This window comes from Parerythrobacter aurantius (genome assembly GCF_045291475.1).
Classification (GTDB): Bacteria; Pseudomonadota; Alphaproteobacteria; order Sphingomonadales; family Sphingomonadaceae; genus Parerythrobacter; species Parerythrobacter aurantius.
On sequence record NZ_CP147985.1, the window covers coordinates 2,751,250 to 2,772,421 of the forward strand.

Sequence of the window (21,172 nt, forward strand, 5' to 3'; positions counted from 1 at the left end):
CTGGCCGAGCAACGGTTCTGTAGGCTTTTCCTTATGGTTTCAAGCGAATTAACCATCACGCCCGTCAGCCGCAGTTATCTAATAGATTCAGACGAATAACGGGGTTCCCGGCAGCACACCGGTGCAAATTTGTCCCATATTGGCAAGCACAGACCCACTACGGACCAAAGACTCGGTCGAAGAGAGGTTGAAGTAGTGGCTGGACCGCACCGCCTCAGCGATGCTAATCACGAAGCAGCGAAACGGAGGGGGCAATCATTCGTAGCGGCGACAGTCTTCCAGGACGGCATAACTGGCAGGAGCTGTGGAACCTTGTTACCGGCAGCTACTTGGCGGTTGTCGTGCTGTTCATCGTGGCAATATCGATTGCCGACGGCATTAAGCGCCTTTCTTCCAAAACCTACATTTCCGATCTGTCCCATCCTCCCAAAGGGCAGGTTCTAACAGACAAGGATACTTCATCGAGGGTCCTTGGCGAGCAGCAGGGCGCGTCGCTCGCAACAGCGGTTGAAGGCGAAACAGAACCCGCCGCGCCCACAGTGTCACGCACGATCGATGGCCAGTCTCGGCTGGCTGAACGGGCCGACAATTCGTCCTTCATTCCGCTTAATTTCTCGCTGCCGCAGACCAGCGGCTCTTCCGCGGCGCTGGCGGCGGCCACCGATGGCTCGATACGTGTGCGCAAGGTAGTCCAGTCTGGCACAAGGGAAATCGGTGCCGTCGATATCGTCATCGACAGGACATCGCTCTTGCTGATGGACATTGCCGATGCACGCAAGCTCGTGGACGGAAACGACCAGAAGGCAGCCAAGCTGGCGGGCTTCCCGCCGAGCGGACTCGTTACCTTCAAGGCTCTGCGGGAAAAAGGGATCGATCTTCGCTACGACCCCAACCGCGACATCATCGTTCTCGGCGGCGGATGAGTCGGTCCGCCGGGCCTAGAAGGTGACGATCCCCACCAGGCCCACGAAAATGGCGACACCGAAGGGCACGGATAACGAACCTTCCAGCTTCTTCCGGCGCCGCGCGACGATGGGCCCGAGCAGCAGGAACAGGAGCAGCACGCCACCGACGGTCGTCCACCATATCAGCGACAAGGCACCAGACCATGGAACGCTGGTCGCGATCGCCGAATAGAACTTCGCGTCGCCTGCTCCGATCACCTTCCAGTGAAACAGTAAGGCACCCACGAGAAGCGTCACCAGACCGTGTGTGGCTGCAAGCGCGAACCCGGCCCACCCGAGCGTGAGCACGCCGTAGACAGCCGAAAGCCCCAGCATGACGGCCACCAGCCAGTTCGGAAGCTTACGATGCAGAATGTCGTGAATGGCCAGGGCCGCGCCGACGAAAATCATCATCAGCGCGACGAGGACCGCCGGTTCGGGTAAAGTCAAATCAGAACGCCACTTCCAGGGGTTTCGCCTCGCGGCGGGTCAATTGCTTCGGCTGCGCGGGCTTGTCCGTTACCTGGTCCTTGCTCGCAGAGGCGGCGGCATCCGGTGCCGGCTTCTTCACTTCGCGCGCAGCGACCTCGATTGCCGGAGCCGGAGCAGAGCCTGCACCGGTGACGATACGGTACTCTGCCCGACGCTCGCGTTTCGCGACCTTGACCGGCACTGCTGAAACAGGCGGCAGCTCGGCCGCAGCCGCAACCAACGCAGCAGGCGCGGCCGCAGCCAACGCCGGAGCCGGCTCCATGGCAACGCCTCTCGCCAGCATCACATCGCGTTGCAGGCGAAGCAGGTTGGCCGCAAACCTGTCGTCGGACGGACGCAACGCCAGTGCTTCGCGGAAATAGCGGTCGGCAAGGTCGAGCCTCCCGAGTTTCGCAAAGGCCACGCCCAGGCCGTTCTTGGCATCGGCTGCCGTATCTGGATCGATCTGGGCGATCTTGAAGGACGCAACGGCTGCGGAAATCTGGCCGTCGCGGAGGAAAGCCCTTCCTTCCTCAAGCGCCACGACACTGTCGGCTCCGCGGACGAAGCCGGCTTGCGCCGGTGTCTTCTTGACGAGTCCGAGGCTTTGCAGGAACGGCGACTGGCACCCGCCGAGGGCTGAAGCCGCCACCATCAGAGTGACCGGACCGAGAAGCTTTTTCATCGTCATCCTCCTGTTCCAAGGGCCGGGATGAGTTCCCGGATCACCCGAACGACACCGGGCATCATCAACACCCCGATCATCACCGGCAGCATGTTCACAACCAGCGGGATCGAGATCAATACCGGCAGGCGATAGGCCTTTTCCTCGGCCCGAAGCCTGCGTTTCTCGCGCATTTCATTGGCATAGACGCGCAGCGTATCGGCCACGCTGGTGCCGAGCTTGTCCGACTGGATGAGCAGGGTCGCGAAACTGCGGATTTCGTCGACACCGCTCTGGTCGCCCATGCGACGCAGCGCATCCTCGCGGTTGGCGCCGGCGCGCAATTGCAGGGTTGCCTCCGACAGCAGCCGCGCGACAAGCGGGTGCGACGTCACCATTTCGCGGCCGACACGGTCCATCGCCGATTCGAGGCCGAGCCCGGCCTCGACGCACACGAGCGTCAGGTCGAGGCAATCGGGAAACCCGTTGGTGATTTCCTCGCGGCGCCTGTCGGCCTTGGCGGTGATGTAAAGATTGGGCAGGATCAGGCCCGCCAGCGCCATCATGCCGCCCACGCCATGAAGGCGGAACGTCGACATCGGCTCCGGGTCGGACGCCTGGATAAGGATGTAGGCGAGCGGGATGGCAAAAACGAGAACCAGCTTCACCATTGTGAAGACGCGCGGCGCGGACGGCGACACATAGCCGGCAGCCCGCAGTTTCTTGCGCAGCTTGTCGGGATTGGTGTCGGCAAGGTTGAGGCCCACCCGCTCGACCGCATCGGCCATCTTGGACCACGCATCGTCGCGGCGCTCCTGAAGCGAAATACGCTCCCCGCGTACCGAATGGGTTTCGGCAATCGTCTTCAGTTCCGACCGAACGACCGCACGCCGGTTATAGGTCCGGCTGACCATGTAGATGCCGATGGTCACCACTGCGAACAGCAGCATCAGGAAGGAAATGCGTGCCAGATCGTTTGCTGCGAGAAAATCGATCATGCTCAAACTTTCAGGTCGATCATGCGCCTGATCACGTAGACGCCGATGAAGTACCACACGATGAGCGCCGGAAAGCCGATGTAGAAGATCGGGTCCATCGCGACCTCCAGGTAGAAGGCGGGATTCATCGTGAAGAGCGAGACGAAGGTGAAGATCGGCAGGCCGGTAAGCAGCCAGCCGGTCATCCGACCTTCCGAACTGAGTGCACGTACCTTGAGGTAGAGCGTCGCGCGCTCGCGGATAACGTGGGACAGGTTTTCGAGGATCTCGGCCAAATTACCGCCGGTCTCGTTCTGGACCGACAGCGAAACCACGAACATGCGGATATCCTCGAGATCCCACCGTTCCGCGAGGTCTTCGAGCGCATCCGTTAGCTCCGCGCCGTAGGAAACCTCATCCGAAATCAGCCCGAATTCCGAACCGATCGGATCCTCCATTTCCTGCGTCAGCAAGTCGATCGCGGACGCAATAGGATGGCCCGAGCGCAGCGCGCGGACGAAAATGTCGAGCGCGATCGGAAACTGCTCCTGCATCCGCTTCCGTCGCCGCTGGGCGAGGAAGGAGACGACCAGGATCGGCACGCCAACCGCCAAGGCGGCGCAGAACGCGATCACGATCTGCACGATGCCCGACGTGAACGAGAAATTGCTGAAGAAGATGGCAGTCGACACACCCGCCATCAAAACGACGAACAGCAAAGCCATGCCGAACACGAACTGTGTCGCGGTAAACGGCACTGCGGCCATCATCAGCTTGGCCTGGAACCCATTCAGCCAGTTCTGGTAGATGGCCGGCCCTGAACCTGAATAGTGCGGGTGGTTGCGCCGGAGTATGGCGACGACGCCTTCGCGGTCGGTGCCCTTGCCGATCAGCCGCAAACGCTTGTTGACGGCACCGGCATAGGCCCTGTTCTCCCACATGGCCCGCATGACCAGCTGCCCGATCAGGAGGACGGAGACGAAAACGCCCAGCAGCGTCAGGAAACGGACGACTTCGCTGTTCATGACGGATGCGATCCCATCTTGAGCGAAGGGCGGAACAGGTCTGCGGGAATGTTGATCCCCATATCCTGCGCTATCTGCAGGAACTTGGGCCTGATCCCGGTCGCCTCGAAATAGCCGAGCACGCTGCCGTCTTCGCCGCGTCCGGTCATCTTGAAGTGGAAGATTTCCTGCATGGTGACCGTCGGGCCTTCCATGCCGACGACTTCCGAAAGGCTGAGAAGGCGCCGCCGACCGTCCGCCTGGCGGCCGATCTGGACGACGATATTGATCGCTGAGGCGATCTGGGCGCGAGCAGAGGTAGGCGAAATGTCGATCCCGCTCATGCCAATCATCTGTTCGATACGCGACAATGCATCGCGCGGCGAGTTTGCGTGCACCGTCGTCATGGAACCATCATGGCCGGTGTTCATGGCCTGCAGCATGTCGAACGCTTCGCCGGAGCGAACCTCGCCGAGGATAATCCGGTCGGGCCGCATACGAAGCGCGTTTTTCACGAGATCGCGCTGGGTAATTTCGCCCGTACCCTCGATGTTGGCGGGGCGCGTTTCCAGCCGGGCGACATGTTCCTGCTGAAGCTGGAGTTCCGCCGAATCTTCGATGGTGACGATGCGCTCCTTCGCGTCGATGAAGGCCGACAGCGCATTGAGCAAGGTGGTCTTGCCGGAGCCTGTGCCCCCCGAAATCAGGACGTTACGCCTCGACATGACGACCGCCTCGAGGATCTGGGCAACCTCGGCAGGTATACTGCCAAGGTCGACCAGCTTGGCCATGTCGATTTTCTTCTTCGCGAATTTGCGAATGGAGAGAAGAGACCCGTCGAGCGCCAGTGGCGGGACGATCGCGTTTACGCGCGAACCGTCGGCAAGGCGTGCATCGACGAAGGGAGAGGATTCGTCCACGCGCCGACCGACAGCGCTGACGATCTTCTGGATGATGCGCAGCAAGTGGCGCTCGTCCTGGAAACGCGTCGATACCCGCTCGAGCAGACCGGCGCGCTCCACGAACACATCGCGATGGCCGTTCACGAGAATGTCGGTAATCGTCTCGTCGGCAAGAAGCGGCTCGAGCGGCCCGAGGCCCAGCAGTTCATCCAGAACCTCGTCAACCAAGCGATCGCGTTCGCTGGCATTGAGCGCGGCATCTTCCTCGATAAGGATCGACAGGACGATATCGCCGACCTCTTCCTCGACCTGCGCCCGGGATAGCTTCTCCAGATTGGCAAGAGTAATCATGTCGAGCAACTTGCGATGGACGCGGGTTTTGAGATCGAGGAACCGGTCGATTTCGTCCTCGGTCAGCTGGGTGTCGTTGTCGACGCGAATTTCGGTGCCGGGGTTGCTCGTCCCGATCTTGCCGATATCCCATTTCATGCGGCTTGCTCCTGCGACGTAGCTGTCCGCACTGTCTCGGCAAGCTTGCGGATATCCAGCCAGAAGGTCGACTTGGCCCGCCATTCATGCGCCAGGAGGCCCTGTTCCTGCGCAACCGGCACCGTCTTGGCCTCGTCACGGATCGCAATGTCCACCGAACGATGGAGCGCGTCTTCGACATCGTTCACACTGATACTGCCGAAAATGCTTTTCTCGGCCCGGTTGAGGACGAGCGTGACCAGCCTGAGATCGAAGCCCAGGTTGCGGAACAGGTCGAGCCTGCGCTTCGCCTGGCGGATGGCGGCCACCTTCGGCTCCAGCACCATCAGGACGCGGTCTGCGCTGGACACGACCGAAAGTCCCCAATTGGTCAAGTCGCTGGGCATATCGATGATGACGTGGTCGAATTCGCGCCGCGCGGTCCGCAGGATCGCGCTCAATACCTCGACATCGAGCGCTTCGATCGGCCCGATCTCGGCAGGTGCGGCCACTACGGCAAAGCCGGCCGCATGCGGGACGGCCACCGAACGCAGGAACGCGCTGTCGAGCCGATTGCCGGCAGAGGCCAGATCTTCGAACGTCCGCTTGGGCGTGATCCCGAGGCTTTCGGCAATGCGGCCGTACTGCAGGTCCAGATCGATCAGGCACACATTGGGTGACGCTGCGTCTGGATCGGCCAGCGCGGCCGCCAGATGGGTTGCCACAGTGGTGGCGCCGCAACCGCCCATTGCCCGGCACACTACGGTCACCGGGGCGAGCGTCACCGGACCGGTCACATGCTCGGCGCGGACTTCGATGATGGCAAGGACGGTCTGGAGAATTTCTTCCGCATTCAGCGGCAGCGAGACGACATCGTCGACGCCGGACTTGATGAGCGCCCGTACCGTCGCCAGGTCGCCGCTGGGCATCGCCACGATCAAGGGAAGCTGGCGGTCGTACAGCTTCACCTGCTTGATGCGCGAGAGGCTGTCCGGCTCCGCCGGATCTACTTCGACGATGGCAACGTCACATGCAGAGAGTGCGTTGACATCGACCGGCTGTCCGGCCTCCAGTGGAGCGTAATGCGCATTGCCCAGCCATTCGCTGGCCGGCTGGCTGCGCAGAGAATCGATGTGCGCGGGCGACGCGACGATCGCAATCCGCGCGCTGCCCAGCGCCATCCGGTCAAAGCCGACGGTCTGCAAGTTCAGTTCGCCTCCCATCGATTTCATTCCATTTCCATTGCGGAGACCATCAGCAGATCTCCTCGTAACAGGCGCCCTGCCCGTCTTCCTGGGTGATGGAATAGGGGGAAGGCGGAAGATTCCAGTTAAGGCCGAACACACTTGTCAGGATCGGCCTGAACTGCATGCCGCTGAGCTGCACCCGGATGACCGGCGAAATATCCGGTCCACTGGGATCGCCGGCGAAGCCGAGGCCCGAATTGAGATAGCTGACCGTGACGTTGGACGGAGCCAGGTTGGGCATGAACACCTTCATCCGCGCCAGGACCGTCGCGAAGCGGGCAGCACTGGGGTTCAGCGTAATATTCGAACTGGTGTTAGACAGCGTCACGCCCGGGATCGCGATCCATGTGCAAGCGGGCGCGGCGCCCGCCGTCGTCCCTACGCAACGAATGCCGGTGAAATGATTGGTCGGGACCGGCGCCCCTTGGGGAACGCCGTTCGAAACCGAGAATGAATGATTGATCAGTCCATCGGGAATCATCGCGGTGGTAGCTGCGGCGCGAGCGCCGGCCTGCGTCGCCTTTTCCGCCTGGTTCACCTGCCACATGTAGCGCCCGGCATCGATAATGCCGAACAGGAACGCCATCGCGAGCGGCAGCACGAGGGCGAACTCGGCCGCAGACCCGCGCTCGTCGTCGAGGAAGCGCCGCCCGAACATCAGAACCCCGTCACCGGACTTTGGGCAAAGGCACGGATGTTTCGGCCGTTCAGATAGCCGAGGTTCCCGAACAGCGACGGATACGGCAAGCTGACGGAAATCATCACATTCCGCGCGGAGTCGATCGTCGAGGCCGCGGCGCCCGACTGGTCGGAGTAGATGCCGCCATTCGTGAAGTCCTGCCCCGTCTTGCAGTTGACCGAAATCGTTATGCCGTCGTTGGCCGCCGTCCAGGTACGGACTACGGGATTGCCGGTACCGTCGACCGTGCCTGTCCGGACGAAGTTACGCACGGCCGCGTCCTTCGCGCCGACCGTGCTCGCTCCGCAGACGAAGTTGGAAAAATCCTGCCGTGCGGCAAACCGGGTGCCGTTCCGCACCGATTTGATGACCTGGTGTTCGCTCCAGAAATAGCCGCCCATTTCCATGCCGCCGAACATTATGATCGTCAGCAACGGCAGCATGAGCGCCATCTCGGCGGCTGCCGCACCTTCGGTGCCGAGCACGAATTTGCGGATGGCGCGGATCATCGGATCAGATAAGGCACGTCCCTGCGGACCACCTTCCCTACATTGCCGTCGTCGCCGACATCGACCGCGCGGATCACCTCGACATAGACCTGGTTGTCGTCTGTCAGCTTTTTGCTGCTCTTGTCTTCGCGGTAGACCGAAGGTTCGACCAGGAATACCTCGACCCAGTAATCGACCTTGGCCGTTGCACGGCCCGCAACGCCTTCGGCCTTGCAGTTGATCACCGCAGCGGTCATCACCCGGCGCTGCGGTGATCCCTTGGTGCGGCAAACGGGGACCGCGCTGGAAAACTTGCCTCCGTTATCGGTCTGCTCAGCTTCGGAGTTACTGAGACCCGGACTCGCATCGCGCGCGGTCTCCCACAGGTACACCTGATAGCGCGTCGCCGAGGCGGTCAGGCCGGTATTGGTTTTCCAGGTTCCCGAATCCCACCCGTAGTTGGTCTGGAAGAAGGCGTCGCGATCCCAGTCCCCTGTCCCGATCAGGCCGTACCGGTCCAGCAGGGGATCGATGGTGTTGCAATTGCCGGCTTCCGACCAGGCATGGCACAGGTCGCGCGGATAGCCGATGATCTTGACGTCGGCTCGCTCGGCGGCGGTGAGCACGCGGGCCGAAGGCGGTACGTACCGCCCAGCGACGGATGCCTGCTGCCAGCTGTTACCTGTGCCGTTCTTGGAATAGCCGCAGCTGTTCCCGCCCCCTTTGACGAGATCCTTGCGCGAGATCGGCGGCGCGGTGCAATTGGCGTCACCATCGGGACAGCTGTTGGCGCCGTTGATATCCAAGTCGAAGCGCGTGTTGATGGCGTTGAACACAACATCCTTCTGGCCGGGCTCGGTCAGTACTTGCCCGCCCGGCTGGCAGTTGCCCGGCACTTGGTCGTGACCAAGATTGGCCGCGAGCTGTGATGCGCCAGTACCCAGCCCATTGGCAAGGAACCCGAAGTTGCCGGGCACGCCCGCGCCGTTATCGGTCAGGAGTTTCAGACCCTTACCGACGTAGTTGGCGGGATTGAACCGCTTGCCGTCGTCCTCCAGCGGATTGCACAGCATCACCGGCGGGGTGTTGCAGATGGCGGAGCCGAGCGAGGCGGTGGCTTGGGCCCGGATGCTGGAGGAGCGGAAGACACCGACGACAGGAGTAAGCGAATACACCGCCTGGCGCGGAGTGATCGTGACGGTGACGACACGAGCAGCAGCGTCCGTGGTCGCCACAGTTCCGAAACTGTCGCTGGCCTGATTGTAGCCGTTGTAGAAGACAAGGCCGTTGGTCGCGGCAATGGTGATTGCCGTGCCGGGCCCGTCATTGCCCATCAGGGTCTTGTTCTCGACGAGGTTGCTGGCGGCATTGGTGGCCCGGGCGATGGCGTTGGCGTTACCGTCGAGCTGCGTGGCAGCGGCCAGCGCGGCCTGGTCGGCCGCATTCTGCAGCTCGGTGTCGAGCGCGGTCATGCGGGTCCAGTCCCAGGCAACACCGGCCATGCCCACGATCACGAACATGGCAAGCGCATAGGTCGAGGCGACCGCGGCCGACTCGTCGCGGCAGAACCGGCGCCGGAGTGTATCTGGACGAACCGGGCCAACCGAGCGCATGGTGCTGTGATCCGACATCGCCGACACCCTCCCTACTGCGGTCCGCTGCCGGTCTGGCTAGTGCCTTCGGTCGTGCGGATGCCTTCCGGCTGCTTGACCTTGTCCTGCCGATAGCGCTCGACCGCCGCCGCGGCCTTTTCGCCGCTCGACGTGGCATCGGTTTCGTACACCGGATCGGGATCGATCACCTGCGCCATCATGGTCTGGCGGTTGGCCTCGCCGAAGGCAGCATCGCCGGGGCGATCGTACATCGAATTTTCCGCGCAACCGGCGGTGGCAAGGCCCACCAGGCCGAGCGCAAAGAGTGCCCTGCGATCAATAATCATAGTCACCTCCCGCGGCAGCATCGCCCTGCGGCTTTGCGAGTTGTTCGGCCGGTACCGGATCATAGGGCTCGCCCATCAGCACCGTGCCCAGCGAGGTCGGATCGGCGACCCGGTCGGTCGGCAGCTTGACCTGGTCCGGCCGGATCGGCCTGACGAGGCGCGGCGTGACGATGATCAGCAGTTCCGTCTCGCCCTTCTGGAACTGGGTCGAACGAAACAGCGCGCCAAGGATCGGGATATTGCCCAGCAAGGGCACCTGGTTGATCGTGGTCTGGAAATCCTGCTGCAGCAGGCCTGCAATGGCGAAGCTTTCGCCGTCGCGCAGTTCCAGCGTGGTCGAGGCGCGGCGGGTCTGCAGCCCGGGGATGGAGATCCCGTTGAGCTGGATCGAGGCCGCAGGGTCGATCGCGCTGACTTCGGGTTCCACCACCAGGTTGATCGTCTTGTCACCCAACACCGTCGGGGTGAAGGCGAGACTGACGCCGAAGGGCTTGAACTCGACCGTGACGGCGCCGCTGTTGCCGTCGTCGCCACCCCTGCCGGACTGGACCACCGGAACTGGGAACTCGCCGCCGGCGAGGAAGCTGGCCTTCTCGCCCGACAGGGCAATCAGCGTCGGCTCGGCAAGGGTCTTGGCAAAGCCCTTGTTTTCCAGTGCGTTGAGATAGGCTTCGATATCGAGCCCGAGCAAGCGGAAGGTGTCGCCGAACACGCCGAAGCTGTTGGTGATCGATCCGACTTCGAGCACGCCCGTACCGTCCGGCCCCGGCCTCAGCCCCGCGCCCGGTCCGAGCGCGGCGAAGGGTCCGCCGACATCGTTGGCGAAGCCGCGCACGCCAATATCCTGGCCGACTTCGCGCTTCACCTCGGCAAAGCGCACTTCCACCATCACCTGCTGGCTGCTGCCCATGGAGATGAGGTTGACGACATTGCCGCCGGCATAGGTACGGGCGATCTGCACGGCCCGGTCGACCATGGCGCCATCCGAAGCGAGGCCCGTCAGCACCATGGATTCGCCCGAGATATGCGCGTCGATGTCGCTTCCCGGCAGAAGGCGGTCGATCTGGGTGCGGAACGTCTCGACGTCCGGGCCGACCGATACGTCCATTACCGAAAGGACCCGCCCGTTCTGGTCGTACAGGGTCAGGCTGGTCGTCCCCATGGTCTTGCCGAGAACGTAGATCGACCGGTCGCTGAGCGGCACGATATCGGCGATATCGGGATTGCCGATCATGGCCCGGGCAATAGGACGATCCGCCGTCACTACCTGGCTCTTGTTTTTCGGTACTTCCAGCGATCCGGTGTGGATGCCATCGTCCGAATAGGTCTGCGCCGTGGCAGGCGAGACGGCGGCGAGCGCAAGCGGCAAGGCCGCAACGGCGATCAGCCGGCGCATATCAGAAACTGCTGCCATGACGGCGTACCTCCTCGGTCGTGCTTTCGGTGCCGCGAACCACAGTCATGCTCGGGCCGCTGGGCCGCATGGGCGCCTTGGCCAATTCGCGCGGGGTCCCGTCAGGGGCCGCCCGGATGATCGTCGTCGGAACCGATGGCGCCGGCGCGGAGCCGCGCGAACGGTCCGCCATGTAGATGCCGCGACCGCCGAGGTCGCGCGTGGTGATGACGGGTTCAGGCCCGATCAACTGGTCCTCGACATTGCGCAGGGCCATGGTCAGCGTGCCGACCTGCTCTGCCAGCGCCAGTTTCTGGGCGCTGCGCTGGTCGACGAGAACCGTGGCGGTCTTGCCGACTTCGGGATTGGTTTCGGTCTCGCTGGCTTTCTGGTCGACCGCCAGGACCTGGATGTTCTCGAGCAGCACGGTCGTCATCTTGTCGTTCGACTCTGCACCGTCACCCGGAATAGGGCGGGTCAGGAACACATCGACCACGTCGCCGGGAAAGACAAAGCCGCCGACGCCGGTGGTTGCACCGATCGGCACGGTGATGGCGCGCATATTCTGCGGGATATTCGCCGACAGGATGGCGCGGTCGGAAATTCGGGAGATCAGGATGGGCTCGCCGCGCGCAATGGGGCGGATGGCCACGTTGGTTCCTGTGGTAAGGCGCTGGAGATCGGTGATGGCGCCTTCAGGAACGGAATCGGCCGGCCAGTTGGCGAGACGAACCGTATCACTGCTGATGGGCGCTCCGAAGGTGAGATCCTGGTTGGCGACGACGACACGGACTAGCCGCTGCTTTTCGGCCACTTGCGCCTGCCGCTGCTCAACCCCGGAAAACCAGGAATTGGCCAGGTAAACGGCCACCGCGCCGACCAGGATGGCCACCGCGAGAATGATGATATTGCGCCGATCCATGCGCTGCCCCCCCCAACTGCTTTCAAAGTGGAATGGGTCCGCTCCTTTGCAGCAGCGGACCCATCGCGCATTCAGGTCACGGAATTGAGCTTGGTGGACGTGCGGTCCATGGCACCGGCGATGGCCCCCGAAAGACCCTGAGCGGCAGCGACGATAGCGAGGCCGACGACGACGAGGATCAGGGCGTATTCGGCAGCCGAAGCGCCAGATTCATCCTGCATGAAGCTTTTCACGAATTGCATGACTGCTCTCCTTGAAGGAACCGCGGATGGAAGCCCCGAGCCAGCCGTGACCGGCTCGGGAAAATCCGATCAGGTAGCGGTATTGATCTTGGTAGCGGTACGGGTCATGGCGCCCGAGATGGCACCCGACAGGCCCTGCGCCGCAGCGACGATGGCCAAGCCGACGACAACCAGGATCAGAGCGTATTCGGCAGCCGAGGCGCCGGATTCGTCACGAGCAAAGGTCTTGATGAAAGTCATTTCGATATTCCCCTCTTTCCCCGCCCGGCTGCCCGGAAACGGGGGGTCGCACAAAGTGGGCTGCGGACGAAATGCCCGCTATACCCTTGTTCGTGGGGAATATTTCAGGAACCGGCGCGACCTTCGTTTTAGTTATCCCGGCTTTGCGCCGGCAACTGAAGGCTGGTTCCCTCACGAAACAAATGCATTTTTTCCTTCAGGCCCCCAATCGTCAACGACTAAAAGTTCACTAACTTTTAACCCCGAGATTCAGCGCCTTATAGGGTAGGAAAGTTTCACATATTGGTTAACCTGTCAAGGATAAGCGAATAACTCGCCATATCCCAGCTTTGCAAACGACGTCAGCCAAGCCCCCGAATAACCGCATGATTCGTATGCAACAGGCATGGCTCGAGTGACAATTTGACGGTTAACGACAACCGTTCTGTCGGCGCGTCGCAGTTAACGAGGGGCTGGTTACCGCTACTGGCCGAGGCTGCGTTCAGGGTCCAGCGCCTGCTGCCTGTCACGAATTTCGTAATGGAGGTGCGGCCCGGTCGAACGACCCGTCGAACCGACATAGCCGATAATCTCGCCCTTGCTCACCTTGGTGCCTGTTCGCACCGCCAGCGCCGACAGATGCGCATAGCGGGTTTCCACCCCTGCGCCGTGGCGGATGACCACCAGGATGCCGTAGCTTCCCATCCAGCCCGCCTGCACCACGATGCCATCGCCGGTCGCACTGACCGGCGTGCCATAGGGCGCTGCTAGGTCGATGCCCCGATGGTTGCCCCACATGCCGGTGACCGGGTTCATACGCCGCCCGAACCGGCTCGTGACCGATGCGAAGGCCAGCGGCATGCCGCTGGGTCGACCGAGCACAACCGGATCGTCGTCCGCCCCACCAATGGCCGGCAAGCGCGGCCGTGACGACTGGATCGTGACCAGGGGGCCCCCGCCGCGACCGATATCGGCAGCGCGGGACGTAGAGATGACGACACGCGGGGTAACGACGGCCTCGTCCTCGATAGGGTCGTCGAGGAATTCATCCTGCGCCGCAGCAGGGACGGCGATCAGCAAACCCGACAGAAGCGCCGCGAAGGCACGCAGATGCGGTCTGATCACGATTGCCCTCCCCTTCTCCGATCCGGCATCATGATGACGCAAAAGGCCTTTGCGCACAAAGACGAATTTTCAAGGTGTGCCGCAGGCGTCCACTTCGCCCTGCCGCCCAGATCCTTTTTCAAGCCGAAGCCCACGGGAGCTGTCGGGCCACAAACCGGCTCGGCAGCCGAGCCGACAAAGCATCGGGTTTTCATTGGGATTGGTAGCGGAGGAGGAACATTTGGTGATCCATTATCGACTTGTTTCTGCTGATTTATTTCAGCTTGAGTCCCAAAAATACCCCCACCAGTACCCCCAGAAGCCGGACTTTGCGCCAAATCGTTGCAATAGCGCGATTGACCGATCCAAAGCGTTTTGAACGGCCTCTTAGCCGCGCTCTGAATGGCAGACACAGGGTCAGATTTTCACCTTCTCCGGTTGCTCTTCCCTCGGCCAATGACGGCCCAGGGGAAAGACAATGGGATACTCACGATTTGACGCTGCCATGCAGAGACGCGTGGCCTGGAACGTTTGCAAGAATGTCGGAACCAAGCGCCCGCTAACGCAAAAACAGATATGGGCGATCCGCTTTCACCTTGATCGCGAAGGACGGCTAAGAAACAAGGCGCTCTTCGACCTCGCCATCGACAGCAACCTGCATGGCTGCGATTTGGTGAAGATCAAGATTGGCGACGTGGTCGCCGGTGCTGACATCCGCAATCGTGCGATCGTCATCCAGCAGAAGACCAACCGACCAGTCGAGTTCGAACTCACCGCCGACGTGCGAGCGACGTTACTAGCGTGGCTGGAACGACGGGGCGGTTCAGCGTGCGATTTCCTTTTTCCAAGCAGGATTGATCATGCCGGACACATGAGTACGCGCCAGTATGCCCGCCTCGTCGATGAATGGGTAACCGCGATTGGGCTTCAGAAGTCTGAATACGGAACGCATTCCCTTCGGCGGACCAAAGCCGCTATGATCTATCGAGCGACCGACAACATTCGTGCTATCCAGATTTTGCTGGGTCATACCAAGATCGAAAATACGGTTCGCTATCTCGGCGTCGATGTCGAAGACGCCTTGCTCCTAGCAGAGCGAACTGAAATTTGATTGGTCCAAGCGGTCGGCTGTCAGCTTCGGCCGACCGCTTTTGGACACCAGTCGCTGCGAAATGGGTTGCGGAAATTGGGTGGTTAGCGGACATTTGAAGGAAGGCGGCAACTCCAGCCAGCTATTGCCTTGAACGGTCAGTTTGCTCGATCGATACGCCAAACTCGCCGTCCGTAACCTTTTCATCACCAGATAAAGCCTTACGCAAGCTGGACCTGAGCAATCGCGGTTCGAGAAACCGCCCCACCAGATAGATCAGCGCAAAAATCGCCGCGAGGCCGAAGGATTTGGTGGGCGAGTGGTCTTCATCCTTTTCGTTGTCATCCCTGTCCGGCTTTTCGGGAGCAGGCGCGCCGAGCATCTCATCGACCCAGTGCAAGTCGCCCGGTTCTTCCTCCTCGTCGTCCTTGCCATCGGATTGCTCCGCGCTCATCGCTTCGTTGAGCATTCCAATTCCAACGATAGCTTGTCCAAGGGCGAGGAAGAGCAAAGGCGCAAGGAACGTCAGAAACAGGGCTGGGCTGCGGACTTCGTAATCCACTTCGGTCTGACCGCCGCGCCGGTCGATGCGCAGCGAGCCACTGCTGAAGGTTGCGAGCTTATGCTGTGCCCCGGGGTTGGTTTTGCGCGACGGCTTTCCTGCTAATGGACCATCATGTCCGCCTGGTCCGGCTGGGCGCACCCTTCTTTGCCGCCATCACGGTGGCTTTGGCCGCAAGCCTCGCGTTTCCCGAATGGGCGATGCAACCACTCTAGTGGACTGAGCCCATCTCCAAACCATAGGCGCGAGCTAAACGGCCTGCGCTCGGTTGCTGACCACCTGATCATGTGAACACCATCAGAGCTCAACGCTCCATCGCGGACCGGCATTTGCGCAGACATTGAGTTGCTCGATCTTGGTGATAGTCTTGGCTCATGGAGAACCTGAGCGACGCACTTGAGTTCATCGGCGGTCCAGCAGCGATCTGGATCCTGGCGGCGGTCTATTTTGGCAGCGTGATCGGCGAACGCATCTGGGCGATCCGAGGCAATCCCGACTACAACAACAAGGACGCATTGTGCTCGATCGGGCTCAATCTTCTAAGCAGCGTGATCAACCTTGTGATCGGCATTCTGGTCCCGCTCGCGATCTATGTGCTTGTCTATGACAACCTTCGCCTCTTTGATGCACTGCCGCTGCTGGTCGCGATCCCGATTGCCTTCGTCGTTCACGAGTTGGCCTATTACTGGGATCACAGGCTGGGGCATCGCGTCGGACTGCTGTGGGCCTTCCATTCGATCCACCACTCATCGAACGAATTCAATCATTCGACGGCGGCACGCGGGTTTTTCCTCGACGGTATTCCCCGTCCGTTCTTCGAAAGTGTCGGCGCACTGCTGGGAGTTCCGCCGGTTATCTATATCGCGGTAACGGTCTTCAAGAACGCCTATGGGATATGGAACCATGCCAGCTGGGTCGGGCGCCTGGGGTGGCTCGATCGCTGGCTCGCCACGCCGATGATCCACAAGGTCCACCATGCCAACCAGCCGCAATACATCGACAGGAACTACTCGCAAGTCATGATCGTCTGGGATCGGCTGTTCGGAACCTATGCAGCGGTCGAAGAGGAGCCAAACCCCGGCCTCGTCAAGCCGACCTATGACTACAACCCGCTCTCCGCGCAGTTTGTGGGGTTGAAGCAACTCAAGGACCGCATGGACACTGCCGACCGTTGGCAGGACAAGCTCGCGTACCTTTGGCGACCGCCGGAATGGTCGCATGACGGAGTTTGCCGTTCGGATTGCCCGAAATACGCGCACCTCAATCCAGCATAGTTCGGATCTTGCAGCTAAGCATCAGTTCCCTGCCCAGAAGCGCAAAGCACTGAACAGTTTCACCGCGCGTCGAAGCGCGCATTCAGGAGTCTACGACGTTGATGAGATTTCCTGCCGGATCACGAAAATAGAACCGGCTGAGTCCCCATGCTTCCTTGACTGGACCATATACGATCTCGGCGCCTGCAGCTCGAACCGCTGCTTCACACGACTCCAGATCATCAACTCCAATCGAAATGACCGGCAGATCGGTTCCATTACCTCCTTGAGACGCCGCGTGCATTTCCACCTTCTGTTGGCCGCCGGCCTCCAGAAATGCGATCCAGGCCATGTCCAACGTCAGATCCAACCCGAAGACTTGCTGATAAAACTCAGCGAGCCGGCCTGGTTCATCCGCCCGAAGGTTGGCGACGATGCGTGTGACAGCCATGAAGTCCCCTCCGATCAAGGGCGATTGATCCGCGCGAATCGGAGTTCCGATTTTGTCCGATTTCGTCCCCAAGAACCAGACAATGCGCTTCACGAGCAATCTCAGGCGATAGAGACGTAACATTCGTCTCCTGAAAGCGGTCTTTCGGCTTTCGGGATATTGGAAGCCGAGCACGAATGACCGATTTTGGGGCGCACAGCTGTCTTTGGCGCGAATGTCTGCAATGGGATCGGTAGCGGAATGGCGGCTTTTGTTGTTATGGCACCCGCAAGCAGACTGACAGGTCTCGGCCCAATTCAGGACGTTTCGTCCTCGTTCGCTTGAACGTCAGGAAGTGGGCCGTTTGGGGAATGTCTGATTTCGGTAGGGGAAGCGATGAAAGCGGACTTTCAGATGGACCTTACATGCTGTCGGTGACCTTAAGTCAGACAAACCGGTTTATTGGTGGCCGATCTAAAGACGCGACACGTAGTTGCCTTATTAGGAATTTGTCGGGACGGCAGGCTGGCGATGGCGCGGGGACGAATTATCGAAGAGCGTGGCACAGCTTGAGACCGTAGCGCCCTTCATCACGTGCTTTAGGGATCTCGAGGAAGCGATCATCAGTTATGTGCGGATGGGCTAGCCACCCCGATGTAGTTCTGTCTTACAAAGAGACTAACCCGGGCTCCGCCATCGGCCCTGTTCGCTATCGCCAGTCTCCCGCCCATAAGCTCGATGGATCGCTTGACTATGGCGAGGCCCAACCCGGTTCCGGAAATATCGAGTGTGCGTGCCGCATCACCGCGGGTGAACGGCGCGACTAGCTGATCCATGCTGGTGTTTCCAAACGGGAAACCCGGTCCATCGTCGAGCACGTCCACCCTGACTTCGTCCGAACCGGCGGACAATTCGATACGCCCTCCGCCTCCATGCTTGGCGGCATTGGCAATCAGATTTTCCAACGCGCGCTCGAACAAATGCGGATCGATGACCGCGGCCAGACCGCTCCGCTCGGAGCCGTCGACGGGGATCCCGCTTCGTTCGGCGATGTCACGGACCAAGGGCCCGATCTCCACTGTCATCGGATGGACCGGCTGCGAGCCGAGCTGCGCGAACTCGAGAGCGGATTCGCTCAGGGCCCGCATCGATTCCAGATCGGCCACCATCCTTTCCCTTTGCTCGCTATCGGCAAGCGTCTCCGCTCGCAGTCGCAGCCGAGTGAGATAGGTCCGCAGGTCATGGGCGAGAGCAGCAAGCATCGTCAGGCGATCGGCAAGCAGATTGGCCAGCTCCTGTTGCATCGCTTCGACCTCGGCCGCGATTTCGCGCACTTCGGCAGGACCGTTGCGTGGTATCGATCGTGGCTGCTGGTCCTGCGCAAAGGCACGGATACGCACCGCGATTGCTGGCAGCGGGGACAGGCTTTGCCACAGCAAGAGCAATGAAAGCAAAGCCACGGTTACGCCGAAAACTCCTGCCCACAAGCCTGGTGGAAAACCGAACATCGTGCGGGCGAGGTCACCGCGGGTTTCCGCCACCAGCCACCGTCCGTCAGCCAGCGAAACCGCCATTCTGAGCGGGTGCCGACTGTAAAGCCGCGTCGTCTCCAGGCGCGGGACCACTGCGCGCTCGCCCGGTTCGACGGCAATCCAGGAATAGACCTCGCGATCGCCCAGTCGCTCGACATAGCGCTCTATCACCTGTGCGACACCCGGCATGCTGCGACCGTTGTCCAAATCAGTCATGATGGCTTCACGCGGCTCTACGCTGATTCTAAGCCGATCGTCGGAAACCGCTGCAAGCAAGGCCGGAAGCTGCTCTTGCGAGCTATTGTCTACAGCTTCGACAATCGCGACCAACCGCTCCGGCACGGGAAACGCAAAGCCGCGGTCGGCGTTGCGCGTGGCTTGCCAGAACGCGGCCATGGCCAGCCCGAGTTGGATCAATGCAAGGAAGGACAGCGCAACAAGAATGACCCTCACGCGCGGCAGCCGCAGTCTTTTCATCATGGACACCGGTCGCGCAGGACGTAGCCCAGATTGCGCACCCCTTCGATGATCGTAACCTCTCCCGGCCGATCCACTTTCTTGCGCAGCCGGCTAGCCAGGACGTCAATCGCGCGATCGAACGGCATTGCTTCGCGGCCATGGATGCGATCGAGCAGAAAGTCGCGCGAAAGGACCCGACCGCTGGCTTCCGCAAGCGCAACCAGAAGCTCGTATTCCGCACCAGACAAAGCGATCTCAGTCCCATCGTCGCCGGTGACGCTGCGTTGGGCGCGGTCGATCGATAGACCTGCAACGCGAAGCACTGCCGCGGGCTCATTCCTCGCCAGGCGTATGCGCCGTAACAAGGCCCGCACCCGGGCTACCAGTTCACGCGGATTGAACGGTTTGCCCAGATAATCGTCCGCGCCAATCTCCAGCCCTATGATGCGATCAATCTCCTCTCCACGGGCGGTGAGCATGATGATGGCAGGCGGTGAGCGTAACGCAGCAAGTCTTCGAGCTATGCTGAGACCATCCTCGCCGGGTAGATTGATGTCGAGAATGGCGACGTCGGGCATTGCGTTCGCGACCAGCGAGTCGAACGCGCTGCCATCTGGCACACCTGTGCAATCCCAATTTTCGCGCGTCAGCAGATCCACAACCATTGTACGGATTTCGCTGTCATCTTCGACGATCGCAATTCTGGGCCGCTCGCTATTCATGGCCATTCTTGTTTCAGCCAAACGTGGTTTCGGCAACGCCCTGCAACACTTCGTTACAAAAATGCCACTCGGCGCAATTCTGGGCTTACACGAAGCTGCAAAGAAGGTTCCGTCAGCAAGACAAGGAACCATACCATGAAGACCAAGACTTTGACCCTGATCATAGCTGGCGCTGCAACTGCGCTTACAGCGATTCCTGCAACTGCGCAGCAGCGCAGCCGCAATTCTGACACGACCGTGACGACTGCGCGCGGAACTTCGACCGTTGATCGCCAGATCGACCGAGCCCACGGAAGCGTAACCCGCAGCGCAACTGCTACGGGTCCACGTGGGAACACGACGGTGCGGCAAGGCTCGAGCAACTACGACAGAGACACGGGCTTCGAGCGTCAGGGCACTACAACAGGCCCCAATGGCCGCGCCATAACGAGCCAGGGCAGTGCTTCGTGCGAAAATCGCACATGCACGCGTTCAACTTCGACCATCGGACCTGCAGGGCGCACCCGAGGCGTTGAGGGGTCCTCATCACAGGTCGCCCCCGGCGAATTCCAGGGGCAGCGTTCGGTCACCACACCCCGCGGCAAGACGCGCGGCTCGCAGCGCTGGGTTCGCATTCAGCGCCCGCGCTGACGCAGGAAGGGCTCCGCGCTGGTTAGAGACCTGCCGCGGAGCCTCCCCCTTCGTTCCTAGGAAGATTTTAGCAAGCATGGAGGAACGGGAGATGCCAGGTATCCAAGCTCGGATTCTATGCCAGACAGCCGTACTCGCGCTCATCACTGCTTCGCTTGCCGATGCCGGCCAAGCGCGGGCAGCGCCGGCTGTTCAGAACCGCATCGTATCGGCCAGCGGTGCCGTGACGGTTTTGGAGCGAGCCCCGGCCTCGGTTGAGCTCTTCGCTCTCGAGAGCGATACCGAGCTTTTCGTCTTCGCCGAAAAACAGGGTCACGTTCTCAGTCGCGATCTTGTGGTCGATCTATCCGAGCCCGGCGAATATTTTCCCGAAGAAACGCCCGACAACGCACGCACGTGGGAAAATCTCAACCCCGGCGTGATCCGGCGAGGCACACGTGTCAGCAGCTATTACTTCCACTTCGACAACAAGACCTACAACGACAGTTTCAGCGTGCGCGACTATCTCGGCTGCAAAGGCCAGTATCGAGTGTCAGGGTCGATCACCTTCGACCGGCCAATCCTGGGCATTGTCATGCGCGCGGGCCTCGGCCGCAATGCCCATCTTAAGCAGGCGGACGAGCAGGTCGGGTTGCCAGGGGTCGAATACGACACGCACTATCTGCGCCATTTTCCGGGCGTGAACATCGCCGATGGATGCAATTCGGACCGCTTCGTCCTCAGCAACGACCGCCGGACACTGACAGTGACCAACTTCACCGATGTGCATCACGACAACTACAGGGTCATCTTGGCCGATTGATCGCCAAATTTTCAAGGCAAGAGCTATGA

At 61.1% G+C, this 21,172-nt stretch carries 24 protein-coding genes; 5 read left to right on the forward strand and 19 right to left on the reverse strand.

Annotated elements, in window-relative coordinates; genetic code table 11:
- Positions 1 to 329: 329 nt before the first annotated feature.
- Positions 330 to 923, forward strand: coding sequence for a hypothetical protein (locus WAB17_RS13625; protein WP_435417885.1), 594 nt, complete (start codon positions 330 to 332; stop codon positions 921 to 923).
- Between the two features lie 15 nt (positions 924 to 938).
- On the opposite strand, the gene WAB17_RS13630 is transcribed toward WAB17_RS13625, so the two are convergent.
- From WAB17_RS13630 to WAB17_RS13700, 15 genes are all read right to left on the reverse strand, one after another.
- Positions 939 to 1,358 (reverse strand): prepilin peptidase, encoded by a 420-nt coding sequence (locus WAB17_RS13630; protein ID WP_435417886.1) that lies wholly within the window; start codon positions 1,356 to 1,358, stop codon positions 939 to 941.
- Between the two features lie 37 nt (positions 1,359 to 1,395).
- Positions 1,396 to 2,100, reverse strand: coding sequence for a tetratricopeptide repeat protein (locus WAB17_RS13635; protein ID WP_435417887.1), 705 nt, complete (start codon positions 2,098 to 2,100; stop codon positions 1,396 to 1,398).
- 2 nt (positions 2,101 to 2,102) lie between these two features.
- A complete protein-coding gene (locus WAB17_RS13640; RefSeq protein ID WP_435417888.1) occupies positions 2,103 to 3,077 on the reverse strand; it encodes a type II secretion system F family protein in 975 nt (324 codons plus the stop codon).
- A gap of 2 nt (positions 3,078 to 3,079) precedes the next feature.
- On the reverse strand, positions 3,080 to 4,081 hold the full coding sequence (locus WAB17_RS13645) for a type II secretion system F family protein (protein WP_435417889.1): 1,002 nt from the start codon (positions 4,079 to 4,081) through the stop codon (positions 3,080 to 3,082).
- Complete coding sequence (locus WAB17_RS13650; protein ID WP_435419395.1) at positions 4,078 to 5,313, reverse strand: CpaF family protein; 1,236 nt, start codon at positions 5,311 to 5,313, stop codon at positions 4,078 to 4,080. The genes WAB17_RS13645 and WAB17_RS13650 overlap by 4 nt, the downstream gene beginning before the upstream one ends.
- A 134-nt stretch (positions 5,314 to 5,447) precedes the next feature.
- Positions 5,448 to 6,662: an AAA family ATPase gene (locus tag WAB17_RS13655; RefSeq protein ID WP_435417890.1), complete on the reverse strand. Its 1,215-nt coding sequence runs from the start codon at positions 6,660 to 6,662 to the stop codon at positions 5,448 to 5,450.
- Between the two features lie 22 nt (positions 6,663 to 6,684).
- Positions 6,685 to 7,335: a TadE/TadG family type IV pilus assembly protein gene (locus tag WAB17_RS13660; protein ID WP_435417891.1), complete on the reverse strand. Its 651-nt coding sequence runs from the start codon at positions 7,333 to 7,335 to the stop codon at positions 6,685 to 6,687.
- Positions 7,335 to 7,865 (reverse strand): TadE/TadG family type IV pilus assembly protein, encoded by a 531-nt coding sequence (locus WAB17_RS13665; RefSeq protein ID WP_435417892.1) that lies wholly within the window; start codon positions 7,863 to 7,865, stop codon positions 7,335 to 7,337. The genes WAB17_RS13660 and WAB17_RS13665 overlap by 1 nt, the downstream gene beginning before the upstream one ends.
- A complete protein-coding gene (locus WAB17_RS13670) occupies positions 7,862 to 9,475 on the reverse strand; it encodes a pilus assembly protein TadG-related protein (RefSeq protein WP_435417893.1) in 1,614 nt (537 codons plus the stop codon). The genes WAB17_RS13665 and WAB17_RS13670 overlap by 4 nt, the downstream gene beginning before the upstream one ends.
- A 14-nt stretch (positions 9,476 to 9,489) precedes the next feature.
- Entirely contained in the window at positions 9,490 to 9,783 is a 294-nt protein-coding gene (locus WAB17_RS13675) for a hypothetical protein (RefSeq protein ID WP_435417894.1), read from the reverse strand.
- On the reverse strand, positions 9,773 to 11,197 hold the full coding sequence (locus tag WAB17_RS13680) for a type II and III secretion system protein family protein (RefSeq protein WP_435417895.1): 1,425 nt from the start codon (positions 11,195 to 11,197) through the stop codon (positions 9,773 to 9,775). The genes WAB17_RS13675 and WAB17_RS13680 overlap by 11 nt, the downstream gene beginning before the upstream one ends.
- Complete coding sequence (gene cpaB, locus WAB17_RS13685) at positions 11,181 to 12,098, reverse strand: Flp pilus assembly protein CpaB (RefSeq protein WP_435417896.1); 918 nt, start codon at positions 12,096 to 12,098, stop codon at positions 11,181 to 11,183. Before cpaB ends, WAB17_RS13680 begins: the two co-directional genes overlap by 17 nt.
- 71 nt (positions 12,099 to 12,169) lie before the next feature.
- Positions 12,170 to 12,340 carry a Flp family type IVb pilin gene (locus tag WAB17_RS13690; protein WP_435417897.1) on the reverse strand — a complete coding sequence of 57 codons (171 nt, stop codon included), beginning with the start codon at positions 12,338 to 12,340 and terminating at the stop codon, positions 12,170 to 12,172.
- 69 nt (positions 12,341 to 12,409) lie between these two features.
- Positions 12,410 to 12,580 carry a Flp family type IVb pilin gene (locus tag WAB17_RS13695; RefSeq protein WP_435417898.1) on the reverse strand — a complete coding sequence of 57 codons (171 nt, stop codon included), beginning with the start codon at positions 12,578 to 12,580 and terminating at the stop codon, positions 12,410 to 12,412.
- A 462-nt stretch (positions 12,581 to 13,042) separates the two neighbouring features.
- Positions 13,043 to 13,684: a M23 family metallopeptidase gene (locus WAB17_RS13700; RefSeq protein WP_435417899.1), complete on the reverse strand. Its 642-nt coding sequence runs from the start codon at positions 13,682 to 13,684 to the stop codon at positions 13,043 to 13,045.
- A 484-nt stretch (positions 13,685 to 14,168) separates the two neighbouring features.
- Between WAB17_RS13700 and WAB17_RS13705 the strand changes: the two genes are divergently transcribed.
- Positions 14,169 to 14,774 carry a tyrosine-type recombinase/integrase gene (locus tag WAB17_RS13705; protein ID WP_435417900.1) on the forward strand — a complete coding sequence of 202 codons (606 nt, stop codon included), beginning with the start codon at positions 14,169 to 14,171 and terminating at the stop codon, positions 14,772 to 14,774.
- Positions 14,775 to 14,895: 121 nt separating this feature from the next.
- Here the strand turns inward: WAB17_RS13705 and WAB17_RS13710 are convergent, their stop codons facing one another.
- The gene (locus WAB17_RS13710) at positions 14,896 to 15,456 is read right to left on the reverse strand and encodes a hypothetical protein (RefSeq protein WP_435417901.1); all 561 of its coding nucleotides are present in this window, start codon (positions 15,454 to 15,456) and stop codon (positions 14,896 to 14,898) included.
- A 233-nt stretch (positions 15,457 to 15,689) separates the two neighbouring features.
- Here WAB17_RS13710 and WAB17_RS13715 point away from each other — a divergent pair, with 233 nt between their 5' ends.
- Positions 15,690 to 16,589, forward strand: a complete 900-nt coding sequence (locus tag WAB17_RS13715; RefSeq protein WP_435417902.1) for a sterol desaturase family protein — start codon at positions 15,690 to 15,692, stop codon at positions 16,587 to 16,589.
- An 82-nt stretch (positions 16,590 to 16,671) separates the two neighbouring features.
- Here the strand turns inward: WAB17_RS13715 and WAB17_RS13720 are convergent, their stop codons facing one another.
- The 3 genes from WAB17_RS13720 to WAB17_RS13730 form a co-directional block, all read right to left on the reverse strand.
- Positions 16,672 to 17,019: a VOC family protein gene (locus WAB17_RS13720; RefSeq protein ID WP_435417903.1), complete on the reverse strand. Its 348-nt coding sequence runs from the start codon at positions 17,017 to 17,019 to the stop codon at positions 16,672 to 16,674.
- 602 nt (positions 17,020 to 17,621) lie between these two features.
- Complete coding sequence (locus WAB17_RS13725) at positions 17,622 to 19,010, reverse strand: sensor histidine kinase (RefSeq protein ID WP_435417904.1); 1,389 nt, start codon at positions 19,008 to 19,010, stop codon at positions 17,622 to 17,624.
- Positions 19,007 to 19,711 carry a response regulator transcription factor gene (locus WAB17_RS13730; RefSeq protein WP_435417905.1) on the reverse strand — a complete coding sequence of 235 codons (705 nt, stop codon included), beginning with the start codon at positions 19,709 to 19,711 and terminating at the stop codon, positions 19,007 to 19,009. The genes WAB17_RS13725 and WAB17_RS13730 overlap by 4 nt, the downstream gene beginning before the upstream one ends.
- Here WAB17_RS13730 and WAB17_RS13735 point away from each other — a divergent pair.
- A complete protein-coding gene (locus WAB17_RS13735; protein WP_435417906.1) occupies positions 19,710 to 19,850 on the forward strand; it encodes a hypothetical protein in 141 nt (46 codons plus the stop codon). The two genes, WAB17_RS13730 and WAB17_RS13735, sit on opposite strands and share 2 nt — an antisense overlap.
- Positions 19,851 to 20,432: 582 nt before the next feature.
- Positions 20,433 to 21,143, forward strand: coding sequence for a hypothetical protein (locus WAB17_RS13740; RefSeq protein ID WP_435417907.1), 711 nt, complete (start codon positions 20,433 to 20,435; stop codon positions 21,141 to 21,143).
- Positions 21,144 to 21,172: the final 29 nt, after the last annotated feature.

Coding starts and splice junctions, on each gene's coding strand:
- WAB17_RS13725 (WP_435417904.1), bottom strand. CDS start 19,010: ATGATGAAAAGACTGCGGCTGCCGCGCGTGAGGGTCATTCTTGTTGCG.
- WAB17_RS13630 (WP_435417886.1), bottom strand. CDS start 1,358: ATGATGATTTTCGTCGGCGCGGCCCTGGCCATTCACGACATTCTGCAT.
- WAB17_RS13740 (WP_435417907.1), top strand. CDS start 20,433: ATGCCAGGTATCCAAGCTCGGATTCTATGCCAGACAGCCGTACTCGCG.
- WAB17_RS13660 (WP_435417891.1), bottom strand. CDS start 7,335: ATGTTCGGGCGGCGCTTCCTCGACGACGAGCGCGGGTCTGCGGCCGAG.
- WAB17_RS13680 (WP_435417895.1), bottom strand. CDS start 11,197: ATGGCAGCAGTTTCTGATATGCGCCGGCTGATCGCCGTTGCGGCCTTG.
- WAB17_RS13635 (WP_435417887.1), bottom strand. CDS start 2,100: ATGAAAAAGCTTCTCGGTCCGGTCACTCTGATGGTGGCGGCTTCAGCC.
- WAB17_RS13665 (WP_435417892.1), bottom strand. CDS start 7,865: ATGATCCGCGCCATCCGCAAATTCGTGCTCGGCACCGAAGGTGCGGCA.
- WAB17_RS13650 (WP_435419395.1), bottom strand. CDS start 5,313: ATGATTACTCTTGCCAATCTGGAGAAGCTATCCCGGGCGCAGGTCGAG.
- WAB17_RS13705 (WP_435417900.1), top strand. CDS start 14,169: ATGCAGAGACGCGTGGCCTGGAACGTTTGCAAGAATGTCGGAACCAAG.
- WAB17_RS13715 (WP_435417902.1), top strand. CDS start 15,690: ATGGAGAACCTGAGCGACGCACTTGAGTTCATCGGCGGTCCAGCAGCG.
- WAB17_RS13655 (WP_435417890.1), bottom strand. CDS start 6,662: ATGAAATCGATGGGAGGCGAACTGAACTTGCAGACCGTCGGCTTTGAC.
- WAB17_RS13720 (WP_435417903.1), bottom strand. CDS start 17,019: ATGGCTGTCACACGCATCGTCGCCAACCTTCGGGCGGATGAACCAGGC.
- WAB17_RS13645 (WP_435417889.1), bottom strand. CDS start 4,081: ATGAACAGCGAAGTCGTCCGTTTCCTGACGCTGCTGGGCGTTTTCGTC.
- WAB17_RS13695 (WP_435417898.1), bottom strand. CDS start 12,580: ATGACTTTCATCAAGACCTTTGCTCGTGACGAATCCGGCGCCTCGGCT.
- WAB17_RS13675 (WP_435417894.1), bottom strand. CDS start 9,783: ATGATTATTGATCGCAGGGCACTCTTTGCGCTCGGCCTGGTGGGCCTT.
- WAB17_RS13730 (WP_435417905.1), bottom strand. CDS start 19,711: ATGAATAGCGAGCGGCCCAGAATTGCGATCGTCGAAGATGACAGCGAA.
- WAB17_RS13735 (WP_435417906.1), top strand. CDS start 19,710: ATGGCCATTCTTGTTTCAGCCAAACGTGGTTTCGGCAACGCCCTGCAA.
- WAB17_RS13640 (WP_435417888.1), bottom strand. CDS start 3,077: ATGATCGATTTTCTCGCAGCAAACGATCTGGCACGCATTTCCTTCCTG.
- WAB17_RS13690 (WP_435417897.1), bottom strand. CDS start 12,340: ATGCAATTCGTGAAAAGCTTCATGCAGGATGAATCTGGCGCTTCGGCT.
- WAB17_RS13670 (WP_435417893.1), bottom strand. CDS start 9,475: ATGTCGGATCACAGCACCATGCGCTCGGTTGGCCCGGTTCGTCCAGAT.
- cpaB (WP_435417896.1), bottom strand. CDS start 12,098: ATGGATCGGCGCAATATCATCATTCTCGCGGTGGCCATCCTGGTCGGC.